General features: G+C 50.6%; 23 protein-coding genes. 9 read left to right on the top strand and 14 right to left on the bottom strand.

Translation table 11 applies throughout. The features are described 5' to 3' along the window. Positions 1-25: 25 nt before the first annotated feature. From GBK04_RS11770 to GBK04_RS11825, 12 genes are all read right to left on the bottom strand, one after another. The gene (locus GBK04_RS11770) at positions 26-937 is read right to left on the bottom strand and encodes an alpha/beta hydrolase fold domain-containing protein (RefSeq protein ID WP_373330911.1); all 912 of its coding nucleotides are present in this window, start codon (positions 935-937) and stop codon (positions 26-28) included. A 219-nt stretch (positions 938-1,156) separates the two neighbouring features. Next, positions 1,157-1,627: a PIN domain-containing protein gene (locus GBK04_RS11775; protein ID WP_152759890.1), complete on the bottom strand. Its 471-nt coding sequence runs from the start codon at positions 1,625-1,627 to the stop codon at positions 1,157-1,159. Between the two features lie 23 nt (positions 1,628-1,650). Beyond that, positions 1,651-2,481, bottom strand: coding sequence for an aminotransferase class IV (locus GBK04_RS11780; protein WP_152759892.1), 831 nt, complete (start codon positions 2,479-2,481; stop codon positions 1,651-1,653). A gap of 65 nt (positions 2,482-2,546) precedes the next feature. Then, positions 2,547-3,461 carry a sugar ABC transporter substrate-binding protein gene (locus tag GBK04_RS11785; protein ID WP_152759894.1) on the bottom strand — a complete coding sequence of 305 codons (915 nt, stop codon included), beginning with the start codon at positions 3,459-3,461 and terminating at the stop codon, positions 2,547-2,549. A 164-nt stretch (positions 3,462-3,625) separates the two neighbouring features. Further along, positions 3,626-4,720 (bottom strand): hypothetical protein, encoded by a 1,095-nt coding sequence (locus tag GBK04_RS11790; protein ID WP_152759896.1) that lies wholly within the window; start codon positions 4,718-4,720, stop codon positions 3,626-3,628. Between the two features lie 38 nt (positions 4,721-4,758). Next, a complete protein-coding gene (locus GBK04_RS11795; RefSeq protein WP_152759898.1) occupies positions 4,759-5,484 on the bottom strand; it encodes a hypothetical protein in 726 nt (241 codons plus the stop codon). Beyond that, positions 5,474-6,025, bottom strand: a complete 552-nt coding sequence (locus GBK04_RS11800; protein ID WP_152759900.1) for an RNA polymerase sigma factor — start codon at positions 6,023-6,025, stop codon at positions 5,474-5,476. Before GBK04_RS11800 ends, GBK04_RS11795 begins: the two co-directional genes overlap by 11 nt. Positions 6,026-6,093: 68 nt before the next feature. Then, positions 6,094-8,460, bottom strand: coding sequence for an ABC transporter permease (locus tag GBK04_RS11805; RefSeq protein ID WP_152759902.1), 2,367 nt, complete (start codon positions 8,458-8,460; stop codon positions 6,094-6,096). Between the two features lie 224 nt (positions 8,461-8,684). Further along, on the bottom strand, positions 8,685-9,509 hold the full coding sequence (locus tag GBK04_RS11810) for a DUF1206 domain-containing protein (protein ID WP_152759904.1): 825 nt from the start codon (positions 9,507-9,509) through the stop codon (positions 8,685-8,687). A 137-nt stretch (positions 9,510-9,646) separates the two neighbouring features. Beyond that, positions 9,647-10,477, bottom strand: coding sequence for a DUF1206 domain-containing protein (locus GBK04_RS11815; RefSeq protein WP_152759906.1), 831 nt, complete (start codon positions 10,475-10,477; stop codon positions 9,647-9,649). Positions 10,478-10,508: 31 nt separating this feature from the next. Then, entirely contained in the window at positions 10,509-10,952 is a 444-nt protein-coding gene (locus GBK04_RS11820; protein ID WP_152759908.1) for a GNAT family N-acetyltransferase, read from the bottom strand. Between the two features lie 11 nt (positions 10,953-10,963). Continuing rightward, positions 10,964-12,211 carry a bifunctional 3,4-dihydroxy-2-butanone-4-phosphate synthase/GTP cyclohydrolase II gene (locus GBK04_RS11825; protein ID WP_152759910.1) on the bottom strand — a complete coding sequence of 416 codons (1,248 nt, stop codon included), beginning with the start codon at positions 12,209-12,211 and terminating at the stop codon, positions 10,964-10,966. Positions 12,212-12,406: 195 nt separating this feature from the next. On the opposite strand from GBK04_RS11825, the gene GBK04_RS11830 reads away from it, so the two are divergent. The 3 genes from GBK04_RS11830 (at position 12,407) to GBK04_RS11840 (ending at position 15,967) form a co-directional block, all read left to right on the top strand. Next, positions 12,407-14,365 carry a T9SS type B sorting domain-containing protein gene (locus tag GBK04_RS11830; protein ID WP_152759912.1) on the top strand — a complete coding sequence of 653 codons (1,959 nt, stop codon included), beginning with the start codon at positions 12,407-12,409 and terminating at the stop codon, positions 14,363-14,365. Positions 14,366-14,531: 166 nt separating this feature from the next. Then, on the top strand, positions 14,532-14,879 hold the full coding sequence (locus tag GBK04_RS11835) for a YbaB/EbfC family nucleoid-associated protein (RefSeq protein ID WP_152759914.1): 348 nt from the start codon (positions 14,532-14,534) through the stop codon (positions 14,877-14,879). Between the two features lie 92 nt (positions 14,880-14,971). Continuing rightward, the gene (locus GBK04_RS11840) at positions 14,972-15,967 is read left to right on the top strand and encodes a glycosyltransferase family 2 protein (RefSeq protein WP_152759916.1); all 996 of its coding nucleotides are present in this window, start codon (positions 14,972-14,974) and stop codon (positions 15,965-15,967) included. A gap of 19 nt (positions 15,968-15,986) precedes the next feature. Here GBK04_RS11840 and GBK04_RS11845 read toward each other — a convergent pair whose 3' ends face one another. Continuing rightward, entirely contained in the window at positions 15,987-16,208 is a 222-nt protein-coding gene (locus tag GBK04_RS11845; protein ID WP_152759918.1) for a PspC domain-containing protein, read from the bottom strand. Positions 16,209-16,422: 214 nt separating this feature from the next. Between GBK04_RS11845 and GBK04_RS11850 the strand changes: the two genes are divergently transcribed. Further along, entirely contained in the window at positions 16,423-16,617 is a 195-nt protein-coding gene (locus tag GBK04_RS11850) for a cold-shock protein (protein WP_152759920.1), read from the top strand. A gap of 70 nt (positions 16,618-16,687) precedes the next feature. On the opposite strand, the gene lysS is transcribed toward GBK04_RS11850, so the two are convergent. After that, positions 16,688-18,400 carry a lysine--tRNA ligase gene (gene lysS / locus GBK04_RS11855; protein ID WP_152759922.1) on the bottom strand — a complete coding sequence of 571 codons (1,713 nt, stop codon included), beginning with the start codon at positions 18,398-18,400 and terminating at the stop codon, positions 16,688-16,690. A gap of 291 nt (positions 18,401-18,691) precedes the next feature. Here lysS and GBK04_RS11860 point away from each other — a divergent pair, with 291 nt between their 5' ends. From GBK04_RS11860 to GBK04_RS11880, 5 genes are all read left to right on the top strand, one after another. Then, positions 18,692-19,030, top strand: coding sequence for a PadR family transcriptional regulator (locus GBK04_RS11860; RefSeq protein WP_152759924.1), 339 nt, complete (start codon positions 18,692-18,694; stop codon positions 19,028-19,030). Between the two features lie 55 nt (positions 19,031-19,085). Continuing rightward, complete coding sequence (locus tag GBK04_RS11865) at positions 19,086-19,769, top strand: hypothetical protein (RefSeq protein WP_152759926.1); 684 nt, start codon at positions 19,086-19,088, stop codon at positions 19,767-19,769. Between the two features lie 90 nt (positions 19,770-19,859). Further along, complete coding sequence (locus tag GBK04_RS11870) at positions 19,860-20,675, top strand: Fpg/Nei family DNA glycosylase (protein WP_152759928.1); 816 nt, start codon at positions 19,860-19,862, stop codon at positions 20,673-20,675. Positions 20,676-20,732: 57 nt separating this feature from the next. Further along, complete coding sequence (locus GBK04_RS11875) at positions 20,733-20,954, top strand: hypothetical protein (RefSeq protein WP_152759930.1); 222 nt, start codon at positions 20,733-20,735, stop codon at positions 20,952-20,954. Next, a complete protein-coding gene (locus GBK04_RS11880; protein ID WP_152759932.1) occupies positions 20,938-21,330 on the top strand; it encodes a type II toxin-antitoxin system VapC family toxin in 393 nt (130 codons plus the stop codon). Before GBK04_RS11875 ends, GBK04_RS11880 begins: the two co-directional genes overlap by 17 nt. The last annotated feature ends 2 nt before the right edge of the window (positions 21,331-21,332 follow it).

The following is a 21,332-nucleotide window of genomic DNA, read 5'->3' on the forward strand; positions in this document are numbered from 1 at the left end:
CTATTTCGGATAATAGGCATCCGTCTCACTTCAAAGCTGCCTGTAAAAAACCAATCACCTTGTCGCGATACTCGGGAATATCGAACATCTTGCCAAAGTGCGGGGCGTTGGGGACAATGATCAGTTCATTTTTCACACCTACGGACGTGAGCCAGCCACTCAGGAGTTTCGACTGGCGATTGGGTACCATGTCGTCTTTTTCACCGTGAAAAATCAGGAAGGGCGGATCATTTTTGTCTACGTACGTAACCGGACTAGCCGCCTTAGCCAAATCGGGCCGGGCGATAGGGGTAGCGCCCAAGAGAATGGCCTCCGGAGCTTTGGGGTCTTCGCTGCTGGGCATAGAGGCCAGTTCGGCGGGGCCGTAGTAGTCTACCACGGCTTTGATGTTGAACTGCTGCGGTTTGCCGTTCATGAAAAATGCCGATACCTTATTGTTATTGGCCAGTCCCTGCAGGGAGGCCAGATGCCCACCCGCCGAGAAGCCCATGAGGGCAATCCGGTTGACGTCCAGCTGGTACTTTTCAGCGTTCTTAGTAAGAAAACTCAGCGCCTGATTGCAGTCCTGAATCAGGGCCGGAAACTGGGCCTGCGAAGCAAAGCGGTAGTCAACGGAGGCTACGGCCATGCCGTTGTTGATCAGAGCCGAAACGGTGTTTCCCATATAGCCGATGTCGGCGTACTTGTCGTTCACCAGCCAGCCGCCGCCATGTATAAACACTACCAGCGGAATTTTCCCCTGCGTTTTGGCCGGTAGGTAGATATCCAGCAAATGTTTTTTCAGGGTATCGCTGTTGTAGGGAATATTGCCATGTAATACCGTTCCTTCCGGAAAGAGAGCTAGTACCCGGTTGGTATTTTGCGCGAATGCGCTACTCAGCGTACAAATTGTCAAAGCTAATTTCAGGAAGGAAAGCTTCATGGTTCTACCATTCATTAGGGTGATCGTAAAGGTTGTGAGTCCGTGCTTTTCCGTTTGCAGCCCTACGGAAGTCCCTCTATTCTGGCCAATCATGACCCTTCGCCAGAGAGCGTTTTTTTTCGATCAGCAAGAAAGTCCGACATCGATTTTTTTAATTCATCATGGTACCGCTCTTTGTCAGCGTGATACAAGGCTGACAAATCGTTCCGTACCTGTCGCATGAAATCAACCGCTTTAAATTTCTTTTTGATCTCCATTTCCATAAACTATTTCTTTAGGTGTCCTGATATCAATAATCTGATAACCAAATTTAAGGTTTATCGAATTATATTGTTTAATTCGAAAGAAGTTAACCATGTGTTTAAAATTCCAGCTAATCAGGCTATCCACTTTTAGAATGGTAGCCATAGCAATGTGTTGGGCGTCGCTCTCGAACTTTGGAGTTAATACCCCTTCGTTTATATAATGACCGGCAAGTATTTCGGCCTCTTCGGTTAAAGAAACCAACTCTAAAAACGGATCGGGAATTGTATTGGTCAATTGGCGTACTCGATCCGGGGCAGGCATTAATTCTCGCAGGGTTAAATCGGTCAAAACGATAGAGAACCTTCCTTGCCTGGCTTGTTCGAAAAAAGGTTTAGTCCATTCTTCAAATTCTTCATCTTCGTGTCCTCCCCAAACTGATGTATCAACGTAAAATTTCATAGGATTAATCTAACCATCAGTTTTCACCTACCCCATGCCTCCACCAGCTTCGTAAACAATTCTTGCATCAGCAGGGTCCGGTGGCCGGGGGTACCTGAGCCGATGGTGCGGTCGCCGATCTGCACGATGGGTAGCGCCCACTTGGTGGTGCTGGTGGTGAAGCACTCGTCGGCGTGGAGGACTTCGTCGAAGAGGACGGGACGTACCTGTATTTCGAAATGCGGAGCGGCCAGCTCTAGCATGGCCCGGCGCGTGATGCCATTCAGGACGTTGCGATCGGGCGTGATGAGCGTATCGCCTTTGAAGATGAAGACGTTGCTACGGGTAAGCTCGCTGATTTCGCCGTTCTTATGGAAAAGCAAATCCGTAGCACCTTGCCGCTTAAGCTCGGCGGCCTGCAAAATCATGTGCAGGTAGTTGGTGGTTTTTATTTCGGGCAAATCGCGCACATAGTCGTAGGGCAGCACCTTGATGCCCTCGCGCATGGCGGTGGGATTGTCTTTGGGCAGCGGCTCGCAGCGGATCAGGAAATTGGGCTGCGAGACGGTCACGCTGTCGGCAGCGTAGCCTCCCGTGAGGACGAAGCGGAAGGCCACCTCGGCCACTCCGGCGCGTTTGTACAGATCCGTTAGTACGTCCGCGGTTTCGGACTGCGTCAGGGGCAGGGGTAGGTGCAGCGATCGGGCCGAGTTGGCGAAGCGTGCCCAGTAATCGTCCCAGCGGAAAGGTACCCCCTGGTAGGTGCGGAAGTAGTCGAACATGCCGTAGCCACGCAACAGGCCGAGGTCGTTGGTTTCGAGCAGGGGCGTTTCATTCGGCAGAATTTCACCGTTGAAATAAAGAGAATAAGGCATGAGCGGATTGTAGTTGATGCGAGTTCCTGACAAAATTCGCAAGAATATCCGACAAAAATGGCCCCCTATTTCATAAATTCCGCCACGTTTTCCTTCGTCACCAACTGGAACGGCACGAGGATTTCCTTTTCGTAGGGTTGCTTGTTGATGATTTTCAAAGCTGTTTCGATAGCCTGCGATCCCTGCTGCTGGGCGTTTTGGAAAACAGTGGCATCCAGGGTACCTTTCTGCACGGCTTGCAGGGCGTCGGGAATGGCGTCGATGCTGACGACTACGATTTTGTCTTTCAGACCCGCGTCGGTCAGGGCTTTGAGGGCACCCATTCCCATTTCATCATTCTGAGCAAAAACCGCATTGATCTGTCCGCCATATGATTGAATCCAGTTTTCCATCAGGGACATGGATTTGGCACGGTCCCACTCGCCGGTCTGGCTGGCGAGGAGCTTAAGGCCAGGGTACTGCTTCAGGATTTCGCGGGCGCCCTGCTCGCGTTTGATTTGGGCGGCCTGCCCCATGTAGCCGTGAATCATGATCACGTTACCCTTGCCGCCGAGTCGGTCGGCAATGTACTTCATGGCGATGCGAGCCGATTCGACATCGTCGGAACCCACAAAAGCGGTGGGTTGGGTGGCGGTTTCAGAGTTGACGTTGATGATGGGAATACCTGCCGCCTGCGCTTTGGTAACGGCCGGCGAACTCGCCTCTACCTCGCAGGGATTCATGACGATCGCATCCACGCCCTGCGCGATGAAGCTTTCCACCTGCTCGATCTGCTTGAGCGCCGAGCGCTCGGCGTCGACGGTGATGAGTTCTACCCCGGCTTCCTGCGCTTTTTTCTCCATCTCGTCGCTCACGTTGACGATGAATTCGTTCTGCATGCTCAGCATGGTCACGCCGATCACGGGCTTGTCGTTTTCGGAGCGGTTGCAGCTGATCAGGGTAGCGGCCAGGATGAAGAGGGAAAGGAGGTACTTTATCATTTCGTGAAAACAGTTTCTTCGGAAAAGATAGGTAGGAGGGTGATTTTACTTACCTTATCCAAATCCAGCGGTAGTTCATCCTACGATTATAGAGTAACGCCCCTGTCTATTTTGTACAAATCGCAAAGCAATTTATCCCTCATCTGATTTCGAAAAAATCCTCCTCAAAGCCCTACCGACAGTCGCAGGCCCGGAGTCAGGTTTTTGAATGTACCGTTGAAATATACTTCGGGCGCAACTCTGAGGTGGGGCGTCAGGTCGATCGCTCCGGTAACCCGCCAGGTACGGGGCTCGTAGTAGGTACCCCTTCGCTGCACCAGGTACCCCACCGTGAGTTGCCCGGTTTGTACCACGGGCTTGCGGCCAATGGTACCCTTCTCCGATTTTTTGAAGAATGATAATCCCGCCAGCACAAAGCCGTTTTGGTAGGCCTTGAAACCACCCTCTGCATTTTGTCCGAAAAAGTACTGATGCTGGTACCCTACGGTAGGTTTGATGGGCGACTTTTCCAGGTAGAGCGTGGCTCCCAAGTCGAGAGAGGTCATCCAATGGCCCCGGATGTACCCCAGCCCCACGCGCGGATTGAAGATCAGCATATCCGAGCCAAAATTGACCAGCTGTACCTGCCGGTTGCCCAGGTAACGGCCGTAGACTTCGGGCGAGCGGTCAAGGACTACGGGATCGGTTCGCTTTTCCATGCTGGTCAGGAGGTAGGTCGTTTTCTCACGAATCTCGTCCAAAAGCAGCGGTATGTCTCTGAGGTCATTGGCCAGCAGGTACAGTTCGGCCTGCTGGTCGGCTTTGTTCATCGTGATGTGCAGGGTATCTTGTACCGTTTTCAGGCGGACCAGTTCCTTATCCACAACCGTGAAGTCAGGGGTACCCTGCGGGTATTTCTTCCAACGCAGTTGGGGCTCGTCATCGTCATCATTCAAAACATACTGCACTGATGTTCCATCGGTATCCTCGGGCAGCTTTTCGATCACTGGGCTGTACTCCGCCCAAAATTGACGTACCAGCAAATCGGGCCGCTGCACGAGTTTCAGCTGGGAGTACTTTTTGCCTATCAGCAGAAGAATATTTCCTTTTGACAATTTTACCTCGAACGAGGTAGCATCCAGCAAGCTGGGGTACTCTTTCTTGAAAGCCTCCGCATCCAGTTTTGTGTCAAAATTGGGGTCAGGAAAGTCATTTTGGGCCAAAAGGGGGTCCCTGACGCTCCCCAGCAAGAGAGCGATGCATACGAGTATTCTGTTCATGAGATTACGATTAAATGGATATTTTAAAAGACTGGTTGTTAGTTCTGAATGGGTATGGACAGCGGTGACAAGTGGTCGGACTGCGTCGTCACGCGGGAAGCTGAGGGCAAGCCAATCCGGAAAGCTATGCGGGTACGGGCTTTGGCTTCCTGCTGTTTGCGCTCTCGAATTTCATTGATGTGCACGACCCGATACGTAGGTTTCCCGGAAAAAACCGGCGCAACTTCGGGCATCGGAGCGTCGACTCCTGTGAGGGTGTCCGGCCTAGCAAACTCTTTGATCGCCAAGCTTACCGGTTCTTTTTCAGGAAGTGGGGAACGTAGGGGCACTTCCTGCGCTGCTTTTTCGGGGCTCGGCGAGGGGTACCTTGGGGGGGTACCTTTCTCTTGTGACACCTCCTTCTGTGGGGACATAGACTGGGGTCGAGATTTTTTACTTTCGACGGCACTGGGTATTTCCTGAGGTACCCTGGCTATCCGTTCCGTACTTTTCGGGACGGGAGTTTTTTCTGCTTGCCGCGCCCATTTTTGATTTTCTACCTCACTTTCGACATAAATCCACCAAATTCCACCAAACATTCCGGCCAGGAGTACGGCCGCTGCCGCCCATCCCCATACGCGCGATTTTTTCCGGGGGGCTGCCTTGCGGGGAATGGCCGTTTGCAGGTGCTGCCAGAAGGCATCCTTATCAAAATCGCGGGGCGGCTGATCGGCTAGATAGTCCGCGTTGCTCCGGAAAAGGTCATCCAGTTCGTTATCGTTCATAGCTGTATCCGTTCTTGACTAGTAATTTTTGTAAAGCGACCCGCGCCTTGCTGAGTTGTGACTTGGACGTATTTTCGCTGATGTTCAGCAGGGTACCTATTTCCTGATGCGTGTATCCTTCCAGCGCGTGAAGGCAAAATACCGTCCGGTACCCGTCGGGCAGGCACAAAATCAGCTCGTGAATCCCTTCGGCGTGCAGATCGCCCTCTGCATTGGAGGCTTGCGAAACAGCAGCAGTAGTTTCGGATGAATCCAGTTCCGCAAAAAGCCATTTCTCCGACTTGGTTTTGCGCAGATGCATGAGGGCTTCATTGACCACGATTCGTTTCAGCCACACTTCCAGTTCATCGGGGCTGCGGTATTCAAAATCGACAATCGCCCGGAATATTTTCAGAAAACCATTCATGAGTACCTCTTCGGTTTCCAGCGGATTCGGCACGTAGCGGCAACACAGGCGGTAGAGCCGATGGGCATAGTGATCGTACAGACGCTTTTGGGCGAAAGGGTTTTCCCGTTGGCATTGACGGACGATCTCTTTCAATAGATAATTCCCAACTGGTTATACATTATTTTGATTCTTCCGGGGTCGAGTGCGTTTGTGAAAATTGACTACTCGCTTCGCAATGATTCTACCGGATTTCTGACTGCCGCTTTCACACTTTGAAAACTTACTGTAAATAGTGCAATCCCGACGGCCAGCAAACCTGCCAGTACGAAGACCCACCAACCAGTGTCGATACGGTACGCGAAACCTTGCAACCACACATCCGTGGCGTACCAGGCGATAGGACTGGCGACGAGGATGGCGATTACGACCAATTTCAGGAAATCTTTCGAGAGTAAGGCTACGATACTATTCACGCTGGCTCCCAACACTTTTCGGATACCAATTTCCTTGGTGCGCTGCTCGGCGGTGAGGGCGGCCAGGCCGAACAGGCCCAGGCAGGCGATCAGGATAATGAGCCCGGTCAACCAGCTTAGTAGTGTTTTTGCTTTCTCCTCGCTTTGGTACTGCTGATCGAAAGCAACATCCAGAAATTGCGCTTCGAAGGGATAATCGGGAATGAGGTTTTTCCAAATGGATTTAATAACGGCCAGCCTTTCCGGCTTCACCCGTATCAGAACATTCAGCGGACGGTCGGATTGGTAGTACAGCATGAGCGGCTCGACGGGCTTGTGCAGCGATTCAAAGTGGTAGTCGGCCACCACACCCGCGACGCGTTGAGTCGCGAGTATTTCGTCCGGGGGAGCAACGAGCGGAATCACGTGGCCCACGACTTTATCTTGGGGCCAGCCCATCCATTTTACAAAACTCTCGTTGACAATAACTTCTAGTTCTTTTTCAGCACTCTGGGCGGGCTTCAGATTACGCCCGGCGATTAGTTTGATTTTTAGCAAATCGAGGTAGTCCTCATCTACCCGGGCGAATTTGACGAATCGCTCGCTTTTCTGGCCCGCGCTTTCTTTGATCACACCGACCAACCCATCCTCCGAAATAGGACTTAGCCCCAGCGATACGGCTTCGATCCGGCTGTCCTTGGCCAGCGTGGCTTTTAAGGCCCGCATTTTTTGCGCGATCGTCTCTTCGGGGGGAACGCCGATCACCAGGACTTGTTCTTTCGAAAATCCCGGATCTTTGCTGCGCAGGAAATCCGTTTGCCGGGTGATGACCAGGGTACTGACGATCAGCACGACGGAAATTGTGAATTGAACCACCACCAAGGCCTTTCGGACGTACTGCTTTGCTGTGGTACCTGACTTTCCTTTGATGATGAACGAGGTGGGTTTCGTAGCTAAAAACAGCGCGGGATACAAACCCGCTACAATACTGGCCAAACCGATGACGCCCACCCCAAGACCGACAAACTGCCACCCTGGAAACGCTAGCGAAATGCCCGTAAATTGCTCAAATAGAGAACGGAATAATAAAATCAGCAGGAGTGAAAAACTGGCTCCGATGCCGATAATCAGCCAGGCTTCTCCCATAAACTGACCGATCAATTGCTCTTTCCTGGCTCCCACCACCGTTCGCACGCCGGCTTCCTTCCGACGCTGGGTCGCCTGCGCCGTGTGCAGATTGACAAAATTGATGTAGGCCACAAAGAGAATAAAGGCCGCCACCACCAGAAAAATAGCGAGGTAGGTACGGTTTCCCTTTGGGTTATCGTCGTACCATCCTTCCACAAAATGCAGGTCGGCCAAGGCTTGTACCTGATGTTCGACCTGGAAATCGTAGCCTAATGCTTTCACGCGCGGCTTTACCTGATTCCGGTCGAAGTCGGCCAGCTTTTTGCCAAAATCTTCAGCATTTTGTGGCTTTTGGAACAACAGGTAGGTATAACAGGACGTGTCAAAAACATCTTCTTCGGTAGAAGGATCGTCTTTCCAACTGAGCAACGCGCTGAATTTCAAATCCGTATTGGCGGGAAGATTCTCCAAAACCCCCGTGACGGTGTACGGCTGATCGTTGATTTTTAGTGTTTTGCCCAGCGGCTCGCTGGTGCCAAAATATTTTTGAGCCAGGCGTTGGGTGAGAACCACGCTATTGGGCGCCGCCAACGCCGCCTTGCTGCCCGAAACCAAACGATAGGAGAATACGTCGAAAACGCTGCTATCGGCAAAGTACACATCTTCCTGATTGACTACCTCATCACCCAACTGAATGGTAGCTACCGCCATCGACTTGAAGCGAACGCTGTTCACAATTTCGGGATAGGCACCCTGGAGGCGCGGGCCCACGTCGAAGCCCGACGTGGCCACGCCGTCGTCCGAGTCCGCGGTTTTGAAACGGGTGACAACACGATAAATGGACTCGACATGCTCGTTGTACTGGTCAAAACTGAACTCATGCCAAAGGTACGTTCCAATCAACAGGCTACACGCCATACCCAGAGCCAACCCAACGATGTTGATGCAGGAAAGCATTTTGTTTCGCAGCAGATTGCGCCAGGCAATTATAAAATAGTTTTTCAGCATCGGGAAGTAGGGTTTAGCAAGTTGCCGTAGGCTAAAGTTAGTCAGACAAGCCATTCCTGTCCGTGACTTGTATTTTCAATCAAGAGGAAACCCCTTGGCAAAAGGTTGGAAACTTCCTTCTTGGATTGCTTTCCATTTCAGAAATGCCAAAAATCCCCGCAGGGTTGCCCGCGGGGATTTTATTTTATCAAAAAAAGGAAGAAACGATGAACGATGCTGTGAAGCTACTGTGTATTGACAGGCTGGTACCTTGCCCGCACGAACATGAAGATACCATAACACAACAAACCCAGCGCCACCACACCCAGAATCCAGGAGCCATACTCTTGTTCCAGAAAACTGAATGCGGAATCGGAGCCACCCGCTTCGCTGGAATCGGACTGGATGGCGGCTTTTAGAAACAGGTACCCTATCAGCAACCATACGATACCCCGGGCGATGTAGCCCACTTTCCCGGTCTTGAGCAAGGTTTCCTTCACCCGCTTATCGACCTTCGACTCTTGGATTTTCTTGCGGTGCTTATCCGAGATTGAATAATAGATTTGGTATACGCCCACGGCCATTACCCCCACGGCCACGATGCCTACCAGCCACTGGCCGAAGGGTTGTTCGAGCAGTTTCTGGGCAATCGTTTCACGTGTATCCTTACCTTCTCCGCTGGATCCACCAAACAGCAGTTTGGCCGCATAATACGTCGATGCGCCGTACATCAGGCCGCTGAAAGCATACCTGGCCCTTACGGCCAGGCCTTTGGCGTCATTCCCTTTATCTTCGGTATCCAGAAAAGCTTCGACAAATCGCCAGATACTATAGCATAGTAGTCCGATGGCCGTAAGTCCCAATAAAACCTGCCCAAAAGGCTGTTTCTGAAGCCATTTGAGCGCCTGCGATTTACCTCCCTTATCATCACCGGTACCCAGTTCGAAGGCAGCCATGAAGGTGAGGGTACCTATTAAAGAATATACGATGCCTTTGGCCACGAGGCCAGTGCGGGCCGCGCCTTCGATCCACTGCCGTTGGGATGGAGTGCTTAGTAAAGAGTCAGTCATAGTAGCAATGTAGATAGGTTGAGAAGCGTGTGGAGAAAAGCCGGACCGGCTTTATGTCCCGGTCGTTACTAAAACCATTCCACCGGCTTTTGCTAACAGAAAGATTTTGCCCACAGCAGGAAGCCCGAAGGTACCCTCTACCCTTTGACGATGGGCTGGTACCGGGCCCGGGCAAACTGGAATATTCCGTAGCAGACCAGGCCAAGGCCTACCACGGCCAGTGTCAGGGAGCCGTATTCGTACTCCAGGTAGTTCAATGCCGTGTCGGTATCCCCCGCCTGGCTGGAATCGGCATGCAGGGCGGCCTGCAAAAGAAAGTACCCCACAATAAGCCATACGATGGCCCGGGCGACATACCCCACGATTCCCGATCGAACCAGGATTTCCTTGGCCTGGGTATCTATTTTCTTCTCCTCGATGATTTGCCGGTAGGTACCGGATAGGGCAAGGTAGATCTGGAAAACGCCAATACCCGCTGTGCCCACGGCCAGGCCGCCCAGTATCCAACGCCCGAAGGGTAGCTCCAGGAGCTGCTGCGCAAGATTCTGTCGGGTATCTTCATTCATCGTATCCGTCAATTCTTTTTTTTCGCTGCCCTGGCTGAATAAAAGCCTGGCGGCAAAGTAGGTCAGGGCAGCATACACCACGCCATAGGAAAGGTAGGATACCCGCAGTGCCAGTCCGTGAATACTGGTACCTTTTTGATCCGTATCCAGAATAGCTTCGACGAATCGCCATACCGTATAACAGAGCAGTCCCAAGGTAATGAAGGCCAGCAGAATTTGACCGAAAATCTGCTCCTGAATCCAGGCAAGTACCTGGGAAACCTTCCCTTGCTGGCTTTGATCCCCGAAATCAAGGGCGGCAGCACAAGTCAGCAGCCCAATCAGGGAATAGACTATGCCAATAGCGACAAGACCCGTCTGTCCCGTAATTTCAATCCATTTTTGGGTTGAAGGTCTCGCCATGCTTTATCAGAATATACGGGCAGTAAAAACGCTATAACTTAATGGTGAAGTGCAGGCTCGTAACTTTGAAGCGTTTAGTAAGGTACAGGCGGTGGGCATCGGTACGGGCATCATTGACACCCGAATCCAGGTGTACTTCGTCGAAATTCTCCTGACGGGCGTAATCGAGTATCCAGTCGATCAGTTGCCCGGCGTAGCCCTTACCCCGGTATTCGGGTAAGGTAGACAGATCATCGATGTAAAGGTACCTCCCCCGAAACAAGTTATAGCCTAACTCAAACACAGCTACTGCCGCGGCTTCGCCCTGTTCTTCAATGAATACCATGGTTCGGTTGTCGGCCAGCGTCTGCCGGACGGCTTCGGGGTATACCGCATCCGTAAGATGCGGGCGCAGGGCCTGTACTGCGCGGCTGCATTTGAGTATGTCCGTGTCGGTGATAGCCTGTTGGACAGCTGGCTTCCTATCATTTTTCATAGTGCAGCGAATTACCCTTTATTACCCGCCAGCGTGAGATTGAGCAGGCTGTGGCCCATTTTATCCCGCTTGGTCAACAGGTACCGCTCGTTGTGAGGGTTGGAGGCTATTTCGATGGCAATGGAATCTACAATTTCCAGCCCGTAACCCATCAATCCTACGCGTTTTTTGGGGTTATTGGAGATCAATTTTATTTTAGATATGCCTAAATCACGCAAAATCTGCGCCCCCACACCGTAGTCACGCGCATCCATGGGCAAGCCCAGTTCCAGATTCGCCTCCACGGTATCCCGTCCCATTTCCTGCAATTTATAGGCTTTCAGCTTATTGAGTAGGCCAATGCCACGCCCCTCCTGATTCATATATACGACGACTCCCTTCCCGGCCTTATCCACCATGTCCATAGCGGCGTGGAGCTGACCGCCGCAATCGCAGCGGCAGGAGCCGAATATGTCGCCTGTCACACAGGAAGAGTGCACGCGCACCAACACGGGTTCGTCTTTTTCCCAGGTGCCTTTCACCAGCGCCAGGTGCAGATCGTTGGTATTGAGCTGACGGTAGGCGATCAGGTCGAAGTGCCCCCATTCGGTGGGCATGTCTACCCCGATTTCACGTTTGATGAGGGTTTCCTGCTGCAAACGGTACTCGATCAGATCCTTAATGGTAACGAGCTTCATCCCCAGTCGGTCGGCAATCACCCGCAGTTCGGGAAGACGCGCCATGGCACCGTCCTCATTGAGTACTTCCACCAGCACACCCGAGGGAGCCAACCCGGCCAGGCGCGCAAAGTCCAGCGAAGCTTCAGTGTGCCCGGTGCGCCGCAACACACCACCCTGCTTAGCCTTCAGGGGGAAAATGTGACCGGGGCGACCCAAATCTTCGGGCTTGGTGGCGGAATCTACAAGGGCACGAATGGTTTTAGCTCGGTCGGAGGCCGAAATTCCCGTTGTGCAGCCATTACCCAGCAGATCCACCGATACCGTAAAGGCCGTTTCGTGCGTCGCTGTGTTGTGGCCTACCATCATTTCCAGTCCCAGCTCCTGGCACCGTTCCTCGGTGAGGGAGACACAAATCAGCCCCCGGCCTTCGCGGGCCATGAGGTTGACCATTTCGGGGGTGATCAGCTCGGAAGCGCCAATCATATCGCCTTCATTTTCACGATCTTCGTCATCTACCACAATGATTAGGCGACCCGCTTTGATGTCTTCAATGGCTTCTTCAATCGAGTCGAGGTGGATTTTGTTACTATTGTTGTTCATTAGTTCACTTGATGAAAAATAGTTTAGACGTTCAGGGCGTTTTAGCTCGTAAAGGTATCTCCTTCGGGCAGAAAGTCTTACTTTTGATAGTTGAGAAACAAAGGTTTGGCCCGTTCCGTTTCGTCAAGGCGCATTTGGGAACACATTCACTTACTTTTTCGGCGGGTTTTGAAGCACTATTTACTTGAAGTACGAATGGCATATCGTAGGATCAATATCCTGTGGGTTGGGCTGCTGTGGTTGGGCATCGGAGAGTTGGCTACGGTGAGGGGGCAGGATTTGTGCCAGACCGGGGGAGGAGGTTTTACAATCAACTTTGATACTGGTACTGCGCCTATCACAGGCTGCGCTCCTTTCCTGGTAACAGTGGCCAATACCGTAGCAGGCGCTAACAATATAGCCTATAATTTTGATTACAAAGGCGAAGCAAATCCATCCACGACAACAAACCGAACATTTACCTATACCAAACCGGGCACCTATCGTATACTGCAGGTAGGAAGTAGCGGCGCTACGGGCATAACCGCCTGCCGGGAAGTAATCGTCCGCGACAACACGCCCCCCAAGGTAACCTACTCCTCGTGCCCGGGCGGCAAGATCAAACTTACCTTTGCCGACGATAGTACCACCAAACAGTACGATCAGATTACAGTTGACTGGTTTGATGGCTCGCCTTTGGTCTATGTGAATACACGTGGTTCTCTGGAAATAGAGCATACTTTTTTCGGCAGTGGCACACGTCCCGTCCAATATAAGGGTACCTATACTACTAATCCGGGTTCCTGCTCGGGAAGCGCTTCCACCATTCTGTCGGTAGTAGTAAATGGCAGCAAACTGGAGGCCGTAGTTATCAGTGAGCTAGATGCCCGGGCTGACGGCACGGTGGGCCTTACTTTTGGGGGTATCGAAGGGGTTGAGTCAGAGGTTCTGGTCAAGACCGGGGCGGGAACCTATGCGCCAATCAATGTCAAAAGTTCTAAAGGGGGCCAACAACAGCTCACCCTACCCGGGCTGGACCCCAAGCAGGTGCATTGCATTAAAATCAGGTCAACGGATGCCTGCGGCAATTTTAGCGAATCCAATGAGGTATGTACCATCGTAATGAATGGTACAGCCGAAAATGAACGAAATCTTGTCACGTGGACGAAATATCCCCTTCCATCGGGATTCAAGCGGTACGAGCTGCTGCGAAATGGAATACGTGTGAAAAGCTTCGATGATATCGACGAAGTTTCGTACGTAGATAACAACCTGCAGTGCGGTCTTTCGTACCGCTATCAGATCATAGCCATAACGGATAAAGCCCAATCGAATGCGGTACCTGTGGAAGTAACGGTAAAATCGGATATCAAACCCGATGCTGTCAGCCAGGCGATTGTAAGCGTGGAACAGGATGGCAGCGTTTCGCTGATTGCTTTTCCGCCCGCGCAGGGAACTACCCCTAGCTTCAAAATGATTTTTGAACGGGCGGATGGCCCAAACGCCGGCTTCACGGAAATAGGTGAAACCCAAAATGGAAACCGTTATACCGATGGCACGGCCCTCACGTCGCAGCAATCGTATTGCTACCGGATTCTGTATGAAAATGCCTGCGGCAACCGCTCTGACCCCAGTGAACCCATTTGTACGGTGTATCTGAAAAATGCAGGTAGTAACATTCAGTGGACCAGCGAAGCCCCCTTTACCGACGATGTAGACTCGTATTTCGTAATAAAACTGAATAAAGGAGGGGCTTCGACTGAAACGGGCGTAGGCTCCAACACGACCTACAATCCCCAGTTTGACGATCCCAACGAGCAGGAATTCAACTACCAGGTCCGGGTTCGCTCCAAAAACGGAGCCTTCCTGAGTTACTCCAATGTGATTCTTTTCCGTCGGGAAGCTGCCCTTTTCATGCCTGACGCGTTTTCGCCCAATGACGACGGCATGAATGATTTTTTTAAACCCAGCGGGACATTTTACGATAATTTCCAGTTAGTAGTTTACAACCGCTGGGGGCAGTCCATTTTCCAAACTACCGACGCCGCTACGGGATGGGACGGCATGATTCAGGGCAACCGTGCTCCCCAGGGGCAGTATGTGTACAAAGTGATCATCACCGACAGCACGGGTGTCGAATTTGTCAAGAGCGGGACCGTTCTGCTTTTACGGTAAAGGTCTTATCTTTGTCGGTGGTGCTACGCACTGTCGGACGTTACAAAAGTATCGAAGTAGAATAGGTTTCTTTTCCTGTACAATCTTAGAGCCCGCACTTCTTCTTTTACGTAGCATTAATAACCGTTGGCTATCTGCTTAAGAATACACTAAACACCAAGAGACTATGTTTGGAAATATGGGAGACATGATGGGTATGATGGGTAAAATGAAAGACCTACAGGCCCGCATGAAAGAGGCTCAGGAACAGCTGAGCGGCATCACCGAGTCGGCAGAATCGGGCGCCGGACTGGTACGGGTCACCGTCAACGGCCAGAAAAAAGTAGTAGGCCTGGAAATTGACAACGACCTGATTAAGCCCGATGACAAGGAAATGCTACAGGATTTGCTGGTCGCTGCCATCAATAAGGCCATGGAAAATATTGAGCCCAAAATAAAGGAACACCTGCAGAAATCAACCGAAGGCCTACTACCCAATATTCCGGGTATGGACCTGGGTAATCTGATGAAGTAAAAGAATTTAGTTCAAGTCCCCTCCTCACCACCGTCGTAAGGGCACACCACCGCACGACGTACTGTTTCCGGTTTCAAAGCCGGATCTATTTGATGAAACATGTAGCCATTGTTATCCTGAACTATAATGGGCAATTATATCTCGAAAAGTTTCTACCGTTCGTACGGCAGTACTCGGAGGGCTGCGAAATATGGGTAGCCGATAATGCCTCTACCGATCAATCGCTGGCCTGGCTAAGCCAGGTACCCGACATACGGGTTCTGGTGATTCCTGATAACAAAGGGTATGCTGGCGGCTATAATTACGCCCTCGCCCACATCCAGGCTGACTACTTCATCCTACTGAACTCCGACGTAGAGGTTACACCGGGCTGGGTGACATCGGTACTAGATTACATGGATGTTCACCCCGACGTCGCGGCTTGCCAGCCCAAAATCAAAGACTTTCGTAACCGAAGCCGCTTCGAATACGCCGGAGCGGCCGGAGGGTACATGGATTACCTGGGGTACCCTTACAGCCGGGGGCGCTTATTTGATACCTGCGAAGAAGACCACGGTCAATACGATGCTACGGTAGATGTGTTTTGGGCCACAGGAGCCTGCCTGTTCATCAGGTCTGATGCTTTTCAGGAATCAGGGGGATTCGACGAGCGTTTTTTTGCGCACATGGAAGAAATAGACCTCTGCTGGCGGTTGCTTAACCGGGGCTGGCGCATTGTGTGCTGCGGGAATAGCGAGGTATACCATGTGGGTGGGGGTACCTTGCACAAATCCAATCCGCGCAAGACTTTCCTGAACTACCGCAACAATCTGATGATGATTTATAAAAACATGCCTGCCGGGCAAACGACTAAGGTGATCCTGGTGCGGCTGATGCTGGACGGAATTTCCAGTATCCGATTCATGATGGCGGGCGCATGGCCTGACGTGGGCGCAATCCTGCGCGCTCATTTTGCTTTTTATGGATTCATTCCCCGGCTCAAAAAAATCAAAAAAAACCCAAAAAGTCGGGTCAAACTCTATACCAGAAGTGTGGTTTGGGAGTATTTTGTGAAAGGCAATCGGTATTTTTCCAAACTACCCCACTGAATGGTACTGCCAGACCTTCTCACCACTCCCAAATCGTAGGACTCTGGTGACGTCGCAGATGCTTGCGTACCTCCATCCAGAACGCAAGTACCAAATAGAGGATGATCGGCGAACCGAAGGTCAGAAAGGACGCATAAATAAAGTAAAGCCGAATGCTGCTCGCCGAGAAATTCAGCTTCTCCCCCAACCTGGCGCATACCCCAAACACCTGGTTTTCGACAAAATAACGAATCCGTTCCATACGGTTTTAATTTTATTTGAGGTTCAAATTAACCATTCAAACGCTTGAAAGCAAATTGGATTTATAAACTCCAACTCGATTGTACCGTCTGTTTATAGCGGTCTTAACGCGCGCATAATCAAATTGTTTGGTCAGACTCATTGTTTTCCAAACAATTTTTGTTTCTTTGCGAATAAAGAGTTAGTGAATTTTTTAACCTTATTATTCCATTATCATGCAGACAGGTACTGTGAAATTTTTCAATGAAGCCAAGGGGTACGGTTTCATCGTTGAAGACGACACAAACAGAGACATTTTTGTACACGTGACGGGGCTAGGCGGCCTCACGATCCGTGAGAACGACCGCGTCGAGTACGAAGTCGTTGAGGGCAAAAAAGGACTGAACGCTGTGCAAGTAAGTAAGATATAGTTTTTACTTTTTCCGGCAGTAAAACACAAAAAGACCGCGGCGCTGCTGCGGTCTTTTTGTTGAGCCATACCTACGAAATCCAGCTCTCTACCTCTTCTTTTTTAGGCATAGGGGCGTCTATCTTCAGTTTTTTGCGCATACCACCCAAATCATTGAAAACTTTATTGGGATTAGCGGCTTTGAGCAATTCAATCGTATGGAAACCCATTTTCTGTAAAGCAGGTACCCACACTACAGGTACCCCTACGGCTTCGTAATCAGCGTCGGTAGCTACCTCTACTTTCTTTTCAGGACGCATCTGTGGGAAGAAAATCACTTCCTGAATGCTGGAATTATTAGTCAGCAGCATGGCCAGGCGGTCGATGCCGATGCCAATGCCCGAGGTAGGTGGCATGCCGTATTCGAGGGCCCGCAGGAAGTCGTCATCCATGGCCATAGCCTCATCATCGCCGCGTTCTTTCAGTTTCAACTGCTCCTCGAAACGTTCCTTTTGGTCGATAGGGTCGTTCAACTCCGAGTAGGCGTTGGCGATTTCCTTACCATTTACGAACAATTCGAATCGCTCCACCGCGCCGGCTTTGCTGCGGTGTTTTTTGGTCAGTGGCGACATCTCCACCGGATGATCGATAATATACGTTGGCTGAATGATGTGTTCCTCTACTTTCTCGCCAAACACCTCGTCAATGAGCTTGGCCTTACCCATTGTCTCGTTCACATCCATTCCCCAGGCGCGGCATTGGTCCCGGATGGCCGCTTCGTCCATGGTTTCCACGTCCAGCCCGGTATACTGTCGGATGGCATCCGTAATGCTCAGGCGTGGATAAGGACCGGCAAAATTCAGTTCAGTTTCGCCAAAAATTGTTTTGGTGGTACCGTTTACGGCAACGGCTACTTTCTCCAATAATTCCTCGATCATCCGCATCATCCATTCGTAGTCTTTATAGGCTACGTATAGCTCGACGGTCGTAAACTCGGGGTTGTGGGTACGGTCCATGCCCTCATTGCGGAACAGCTTGCCGAATTCGTACACCCCCTCAAATCCACCCACAATCAGCCGCTTGAGGTGCAACTCCGTGGCAATGCGCAAGTACTGTTTCATATCCAGCGCGTTGTGGTGCGTCTCGAACGGGCGCGCGGCGGCCCCGCCATGAATGGCCTGCAACACGGGCGTTTCCACCTCCAGCCAGCCCTTTTCATCAAAATAGCTTCGCATAGTAGTGATGATACGCGAGCGTTTCCGGAATACCTCCCGAACCTGTGGGTTCACGATTAAATCCACATAGCGCTGACGGTACCTTAATTCTGGATCGGTGAATCCGTCGTAGATATTACCTTCCTCGTCGCGCTTCACAACGGGTAGCGGGCGCAACGACTTGCTCAATACTGTGAATTCCTGCACATGAACCGAAATTTCGCCCGTCTGTGTGGTGAATACGAAGCCTTTGATGCCGATGATATCGCCAATGTCAAGCAGTTTTTTGAAAACCGTGTTATATAGCGTCTTATCATCGTCCGGACAAAGGTCGTCGCGACGGAAGTAGAGCTGGATCGTGTCGGTGCTGTCCTGCAATTCGGCAAAGGACGCGCTGCCCATGATGCGGAAATTCATCAGCCGTCCGGCCAACGTCACGCTTTTATAGTCCAGCTTGTTGTTCTCGTAGTTTTTATGAATATCCGCCGCCGTGGCGTTCACCGGGTACTCTTCGGCGGGGTAGGGGTCGATCCCCAGTTTCATCAGTTCCTCGCGCTTCTGGCGGCGTAGAATTTCCTGTTCGCTCAGCATGTATTCAGTTGACAGTTGATGGTGGACAGTTGACAGTGATTGTTAATCGGCCACTAGGTACCCGGCAAAATTAGGGAAAATTTGCGGGAACTGCTTTTCAAACCCGTTGGTCAAGAATCCAGTGGTTTTATTTTTTACATAAATCCTTGATGCATCATATTCTGAGGTATATATTTGTTTTTCCTGTTTATAATTGTGTTTCTTGAATGTCGGCCCAAGAGGCCCATAGGGCCAGTTTTCCTGGTGTCCTATTTGATCGAAAGCCTGCTATTACCCTTTTAACGCCTTATTTTGAACAATTCTCAACTTTACAAAGGTACCCTTACGACCATAATCCTTAAACTATTGGAAGAAAATGGTCGGATGTACGGCTACGAAATGACCCAAAAGGTTAAGGAGTTAACTGCCGAAGAAGTAAGCATCAACGAAGGTGCCCTGTACCCGGCCCTGCACAAACTGGAAGCTGACGGCCTGCTAACGGTCGAGGTGGTACCTACCGGAAATCGCCTCCGCAAGTACTACTCCATCACGCCTAAAGGCCAAACTGAAACCGTCAACCGCCTGGCTGAGCTGGAAGAGTTCCTGCGGCATATGCAGATTCTGCTAGGTCCGAAACTTAGTCTGGGATAAGCTAGAAAAGCCGTTTTCCAGTAGCTTATTGATTTATTATAAAATAAAAATTCTCATGCCTAACCCACTCCCCCTCACTGACGAACAAATTGACGCACTTTTTGAATTTGTAAAGAAAAAGTACGTGGACTACTACGACGTGCAGTTGGAACTTGTCGATCACCTGGCCAGCGAAATAGAGCAACGGCAGGCCGCTTCACCGGACATTACGTTTGATGCTGCTTTACAGCGTGTGTATCAGGGTTTCGGGATTTTTGGGTTTACGGAAGTAATAGAGGAAAAAGCCAAAGCGATCAATCAAATGAACAGGCTCTTGTTCTGGAAAGCGATCAAAAGGCTTTTTGTGCTTCCCAATGTTATCGGTTCACTAGTCCTGTCTTTGGTTCTGTTCATAGCCTTTGACCAGCTGACGCCTTCTACTTTCCTCGCTGCCAATGGAGTACTGGCCTTGCTGGCTGCCTTATTATCCGTGTACTATTTTTTCAAAAAAAATCCTCGCAAGGAGTATAAATTGTTGGGTATCCAATACAACGGTGTCCTGCATTTTGGGGCGACTCTTAACCTCTATCTAACCTACTACATCGGCTATGTGTGGTTGTTACCCAGTCTGGAAGGTACGTGGCTGTTAATGATCCCTTTCTCATGCTGGCTGGGCTGGATCAATTTTACAGCCGGAGCGGTAGCTTATGAAAAGTTGCTACACGAACAGCGCAAACTTTATCCCTTGGCTTTTGCCTAAAACTATCTGCCATTACGTTCCGGCACAACATTTTTGCATTCGGGCTGTTTAGCATTAGCAATTCTCCACTACCCATTTCCTTTTATCTAAATGCCCGAATTACCCGAAGTCGAAGGCTACCGGCAGTACCTGGAAGCTACCTGCCTGCACCAGCCCATCGAAGCCCTTGACGTAGAAGACACCAAACTCCTTACCACCGACCCGATTACCCTGGCCGAAACCTTAAGTGGGGTTTCCTTCACAGGTACCCGACGCGTGGGTAAAAATCTGTTCGTTTTTACGGATAAACCGGGTGTAATAGTGCGGATGCATTTTGGGATGTCGGGCAGCCTGGAGTACTACCATAGTTCGCTGGATCGCCCGCGTCATGCGCGCATCGTATTTTATTTCCGGGGCGGATTCAATCTGGGTTTTATCTGTCCGCGCAAATTTGAGCGCGTAGGCCTGGTAGAGGATGTAGATGCTTTTTTGAAAAGCAAGAAAATCGGGAAAGATGCCCTGGAACTGACCGTGGAAGAATTGGCAGCTGCCTTGGTCAACCGAAAATCAGTCATCAAATCCACCTTACTTGACCAGAGCGTGGCCGCAGGCGTTGGCAACTGGATCGCCGACGAACTGCTCTTTCAGGCCCGCATCCATCCCGAAAAACCTGCCAATGAACTGTCCACTACCGAGGTTGAAGCACTGCGTGAAGCCATACAGCAAGTACTGCTAACGGCTATCGAAAAGGAAGCACGCTACGCGCATTTCCCCGAATCTTTCCTGATCCACGCGCGAGCCTGGGACACCTCACCCTACGCCAATTCCGAACAGCATCTGCTCTGTCCGCGCTGCGGCTCCGAACTGGAAATCATGCGAGTGGGCGGGCGCACGACCTACTTTTGTCCGGTTTGTCAGCAACGGTAGAATGGGTCGGTGAACTAATTTCAAATAAAACGCTATATTCGTACTAAAAAGAAGCCCATGAATATAGAAAAAATAAAAAAGGAAGTAATCTCAAAAATCTCTGAACTGGAAGACGAGAAATTGCTGGATACCGTAAGGAAGTTACTTGAAGACCCTCGACCTACCAAGCCACGGGAGCCTGGCTGGGGCAAAGGTATCATTACCTACGTTTCGGAAGATTTCGATGATTTTATCCCACCCGGTTTTGATGGCACCGAACAGGATGAATTATCTCATTGACACACATATTCTGATTTGGCATGCTGAGGAGAGCCACAAATTGAATCCTGATGTGTTGGAAAAAATAATCAATCCATCAAATATAATTTACGTCAGCCATGCCTCATTCTGGGAAATGACTATAAAATCAATGACAGGAAAACTCCGTTTTTCGACGCCCGTATCGGAGTTTCAGCAGCTCAGTATAAACAATGACTTCCTGGACCTGGGTTTCTTTTTCAAACATTACTCACGCCTTGAAACGCTTCCTCTTTATCACAACGATCCTTTTGACCGCATGTTAATCGCTCAAGCAATTAGCGAAGACCTTACATTGATCACCCAGGACAGGAAATTTGCTTCATATGAATCACTTGTACCGATTCTTTGGAATTAATC

Origin of the sequence: Salmonirosea aquatica, from assembly GCF_009296315.1 — a bacterium.
Lineage (GTDB): Bacteria > Bacteroidota > Bacteroidia > Cytophagales > Spirosomataceae > Salmonirosea > Salmonirosea aquatica.

Excerpts from the sequence above, each read along its gene's own strand:
- GBK04_RS11775 (WP_152759890.1), bottom strand. The coding sequence starts at position 1,627 with ATGAAATTTTACGTTGATACATCAGTTTGGGGAGGACACGAAGATGAA.
- GBK04_RS11780 (WP_152759892.1), bottom strand. The coding sequence starts at position 2,481 with ATGCCTTATTCTCTTTATTTCAACGGTGAAATTCTGCCGAATGAAACG.
- GBK04_RS11845 (WP_152759918.1), bottom strand. The coding sequence starts at position 16,208 with ATGGAACGGATTCGTTATTTTGTCGAAAACCAGGTGTTTGGGGTATGC.
- GBK04_RS11805 (WP_152759902.1), bottom strand. The coding sequence starts at position 8,460 with ATGCTGAAAAACTATTTTATAATTGCCTGGCGCAATCTGCTGCGAAAC.
- GBK04_RS11870 (WP_152759928.1), top strand. The coding sequence starts at position 19,860 with ATGCCCGAATTACCCGAAGTCGAAGGCTACCGGCAGTACCTGGAAGCT.
- GBK04_RS11835 (WP_152759914.1), top strand. The coding sequence starts at position 14,532 with ATGTTTGGAAATATGGGAGACATGATGGGTATGATGGGTAAAATGAAA.
- GBK04_RS11820 (WP_152759908.1), bottom strand. The coding sequence starts at position 10,952 with ATGAAAAATGATAGGAAGCCAGCTGTCCAACAGGCTATCACCGACACG.
- GBK04_RS11840 (WP_152759916.1), top strand. The coding sequence starts at position 14,972 with ATGAAACATGTAGCCATTGTTATCCTGAACTATAATGGGCAATTATAT.
- GBK04_RS11850 (WP_152759920.1), top strand. The coding sequence starts at position 16,423 with ATGCAGACAGGTACTGTGAAATTTTTCAATGAAGCCAAGGGGTACGGT.
- GBK04_RS11770 (WP_373330911.1), bottom strand. The coding sequence starts at position 937 with ATGAATGGTAGAACCATGAAGCTTTCCTTCCTGAAATTAGCTTTGACA.
- GBK04_RS11825 (WP_152759910.1), bottom strand. The coding sequence starts at position 12,211 with ATGAACAACAATAGTAACAAAATCCACCTCGACTCGATTGAAGAAGCC.
- GBK04_RS11830 (WP_152759912.1), top strand. The coding sequence starts at position 12,407 with ATGGCATATCGTAGGATCAATATCCTGTGGGTTGGGCTGCTGTGGTTG.
- lysS (WP_152759922.1), bottom strand. The coding sequence starts at position 18,400 with ATGCTGAGCGAACAGGAAATTCTACGCCGCCAGAAGCGCGAGGAACTG.
- GBK04_RS11790 (WP_152759896.1), bottom strand. The coding sequence starts at position 4,720 with ATGAACAGAATACTCGTATGCATCGCTCTCTTGCTGGGGAGCGTCAGG.
- GBK04_RS11810 (WP_152759904.1), bottom strand. The coding sequence starts at position 9,509 with ATGACTGACTCTTTACTAAGCACTCCATCCCAACGGCAGTGGATCGAA.
- GBK04_RS11865 (WP_152759926.1), top strand. The coding sequence starts at position 19,086 with ATGCCTAACCCACTCCCCCTCACTGACGAACAAATTGACGCACTTTTT.
- GBK04_RS11880 (WP_152759932.1), top strand. The coding sequence starts at position 20,938 with ATGAATTATCTCATTGACACACATATTCTGATTTGGCATGCTGAGGAG.
- GBK04_RS11785 (WP_152759894.1), bottom strand. The coding sequence starts at position 3,461 with ATGATAAAGTACCTCCTTTCCCTCTTCATCCTGGCCGCTACCCTGATC.
- GBK04_RS11815 (WP_152759906.1), bottom strand. The coding sequence starts at position 10,477 with ATGGCGAGACCTTCAACCCAAAAATGGATTGAAATTACGGGACAGACG.
- GBK04_RS11795 (WP_152759898.1), bottom strand. The coding sequence starts at position 5,484 with ATGAACGATAACGAACTGGATGACCTTTTCCGGAGCAACGCGGACTAT.
- GBK04_RS11875 (WP_152759930.1), top strand. The coding sequence starts at position 20,733 with ATGAATATAGAAAAAATAAAAAAGGAAGTAATCTCAAAAATCTCTGAA.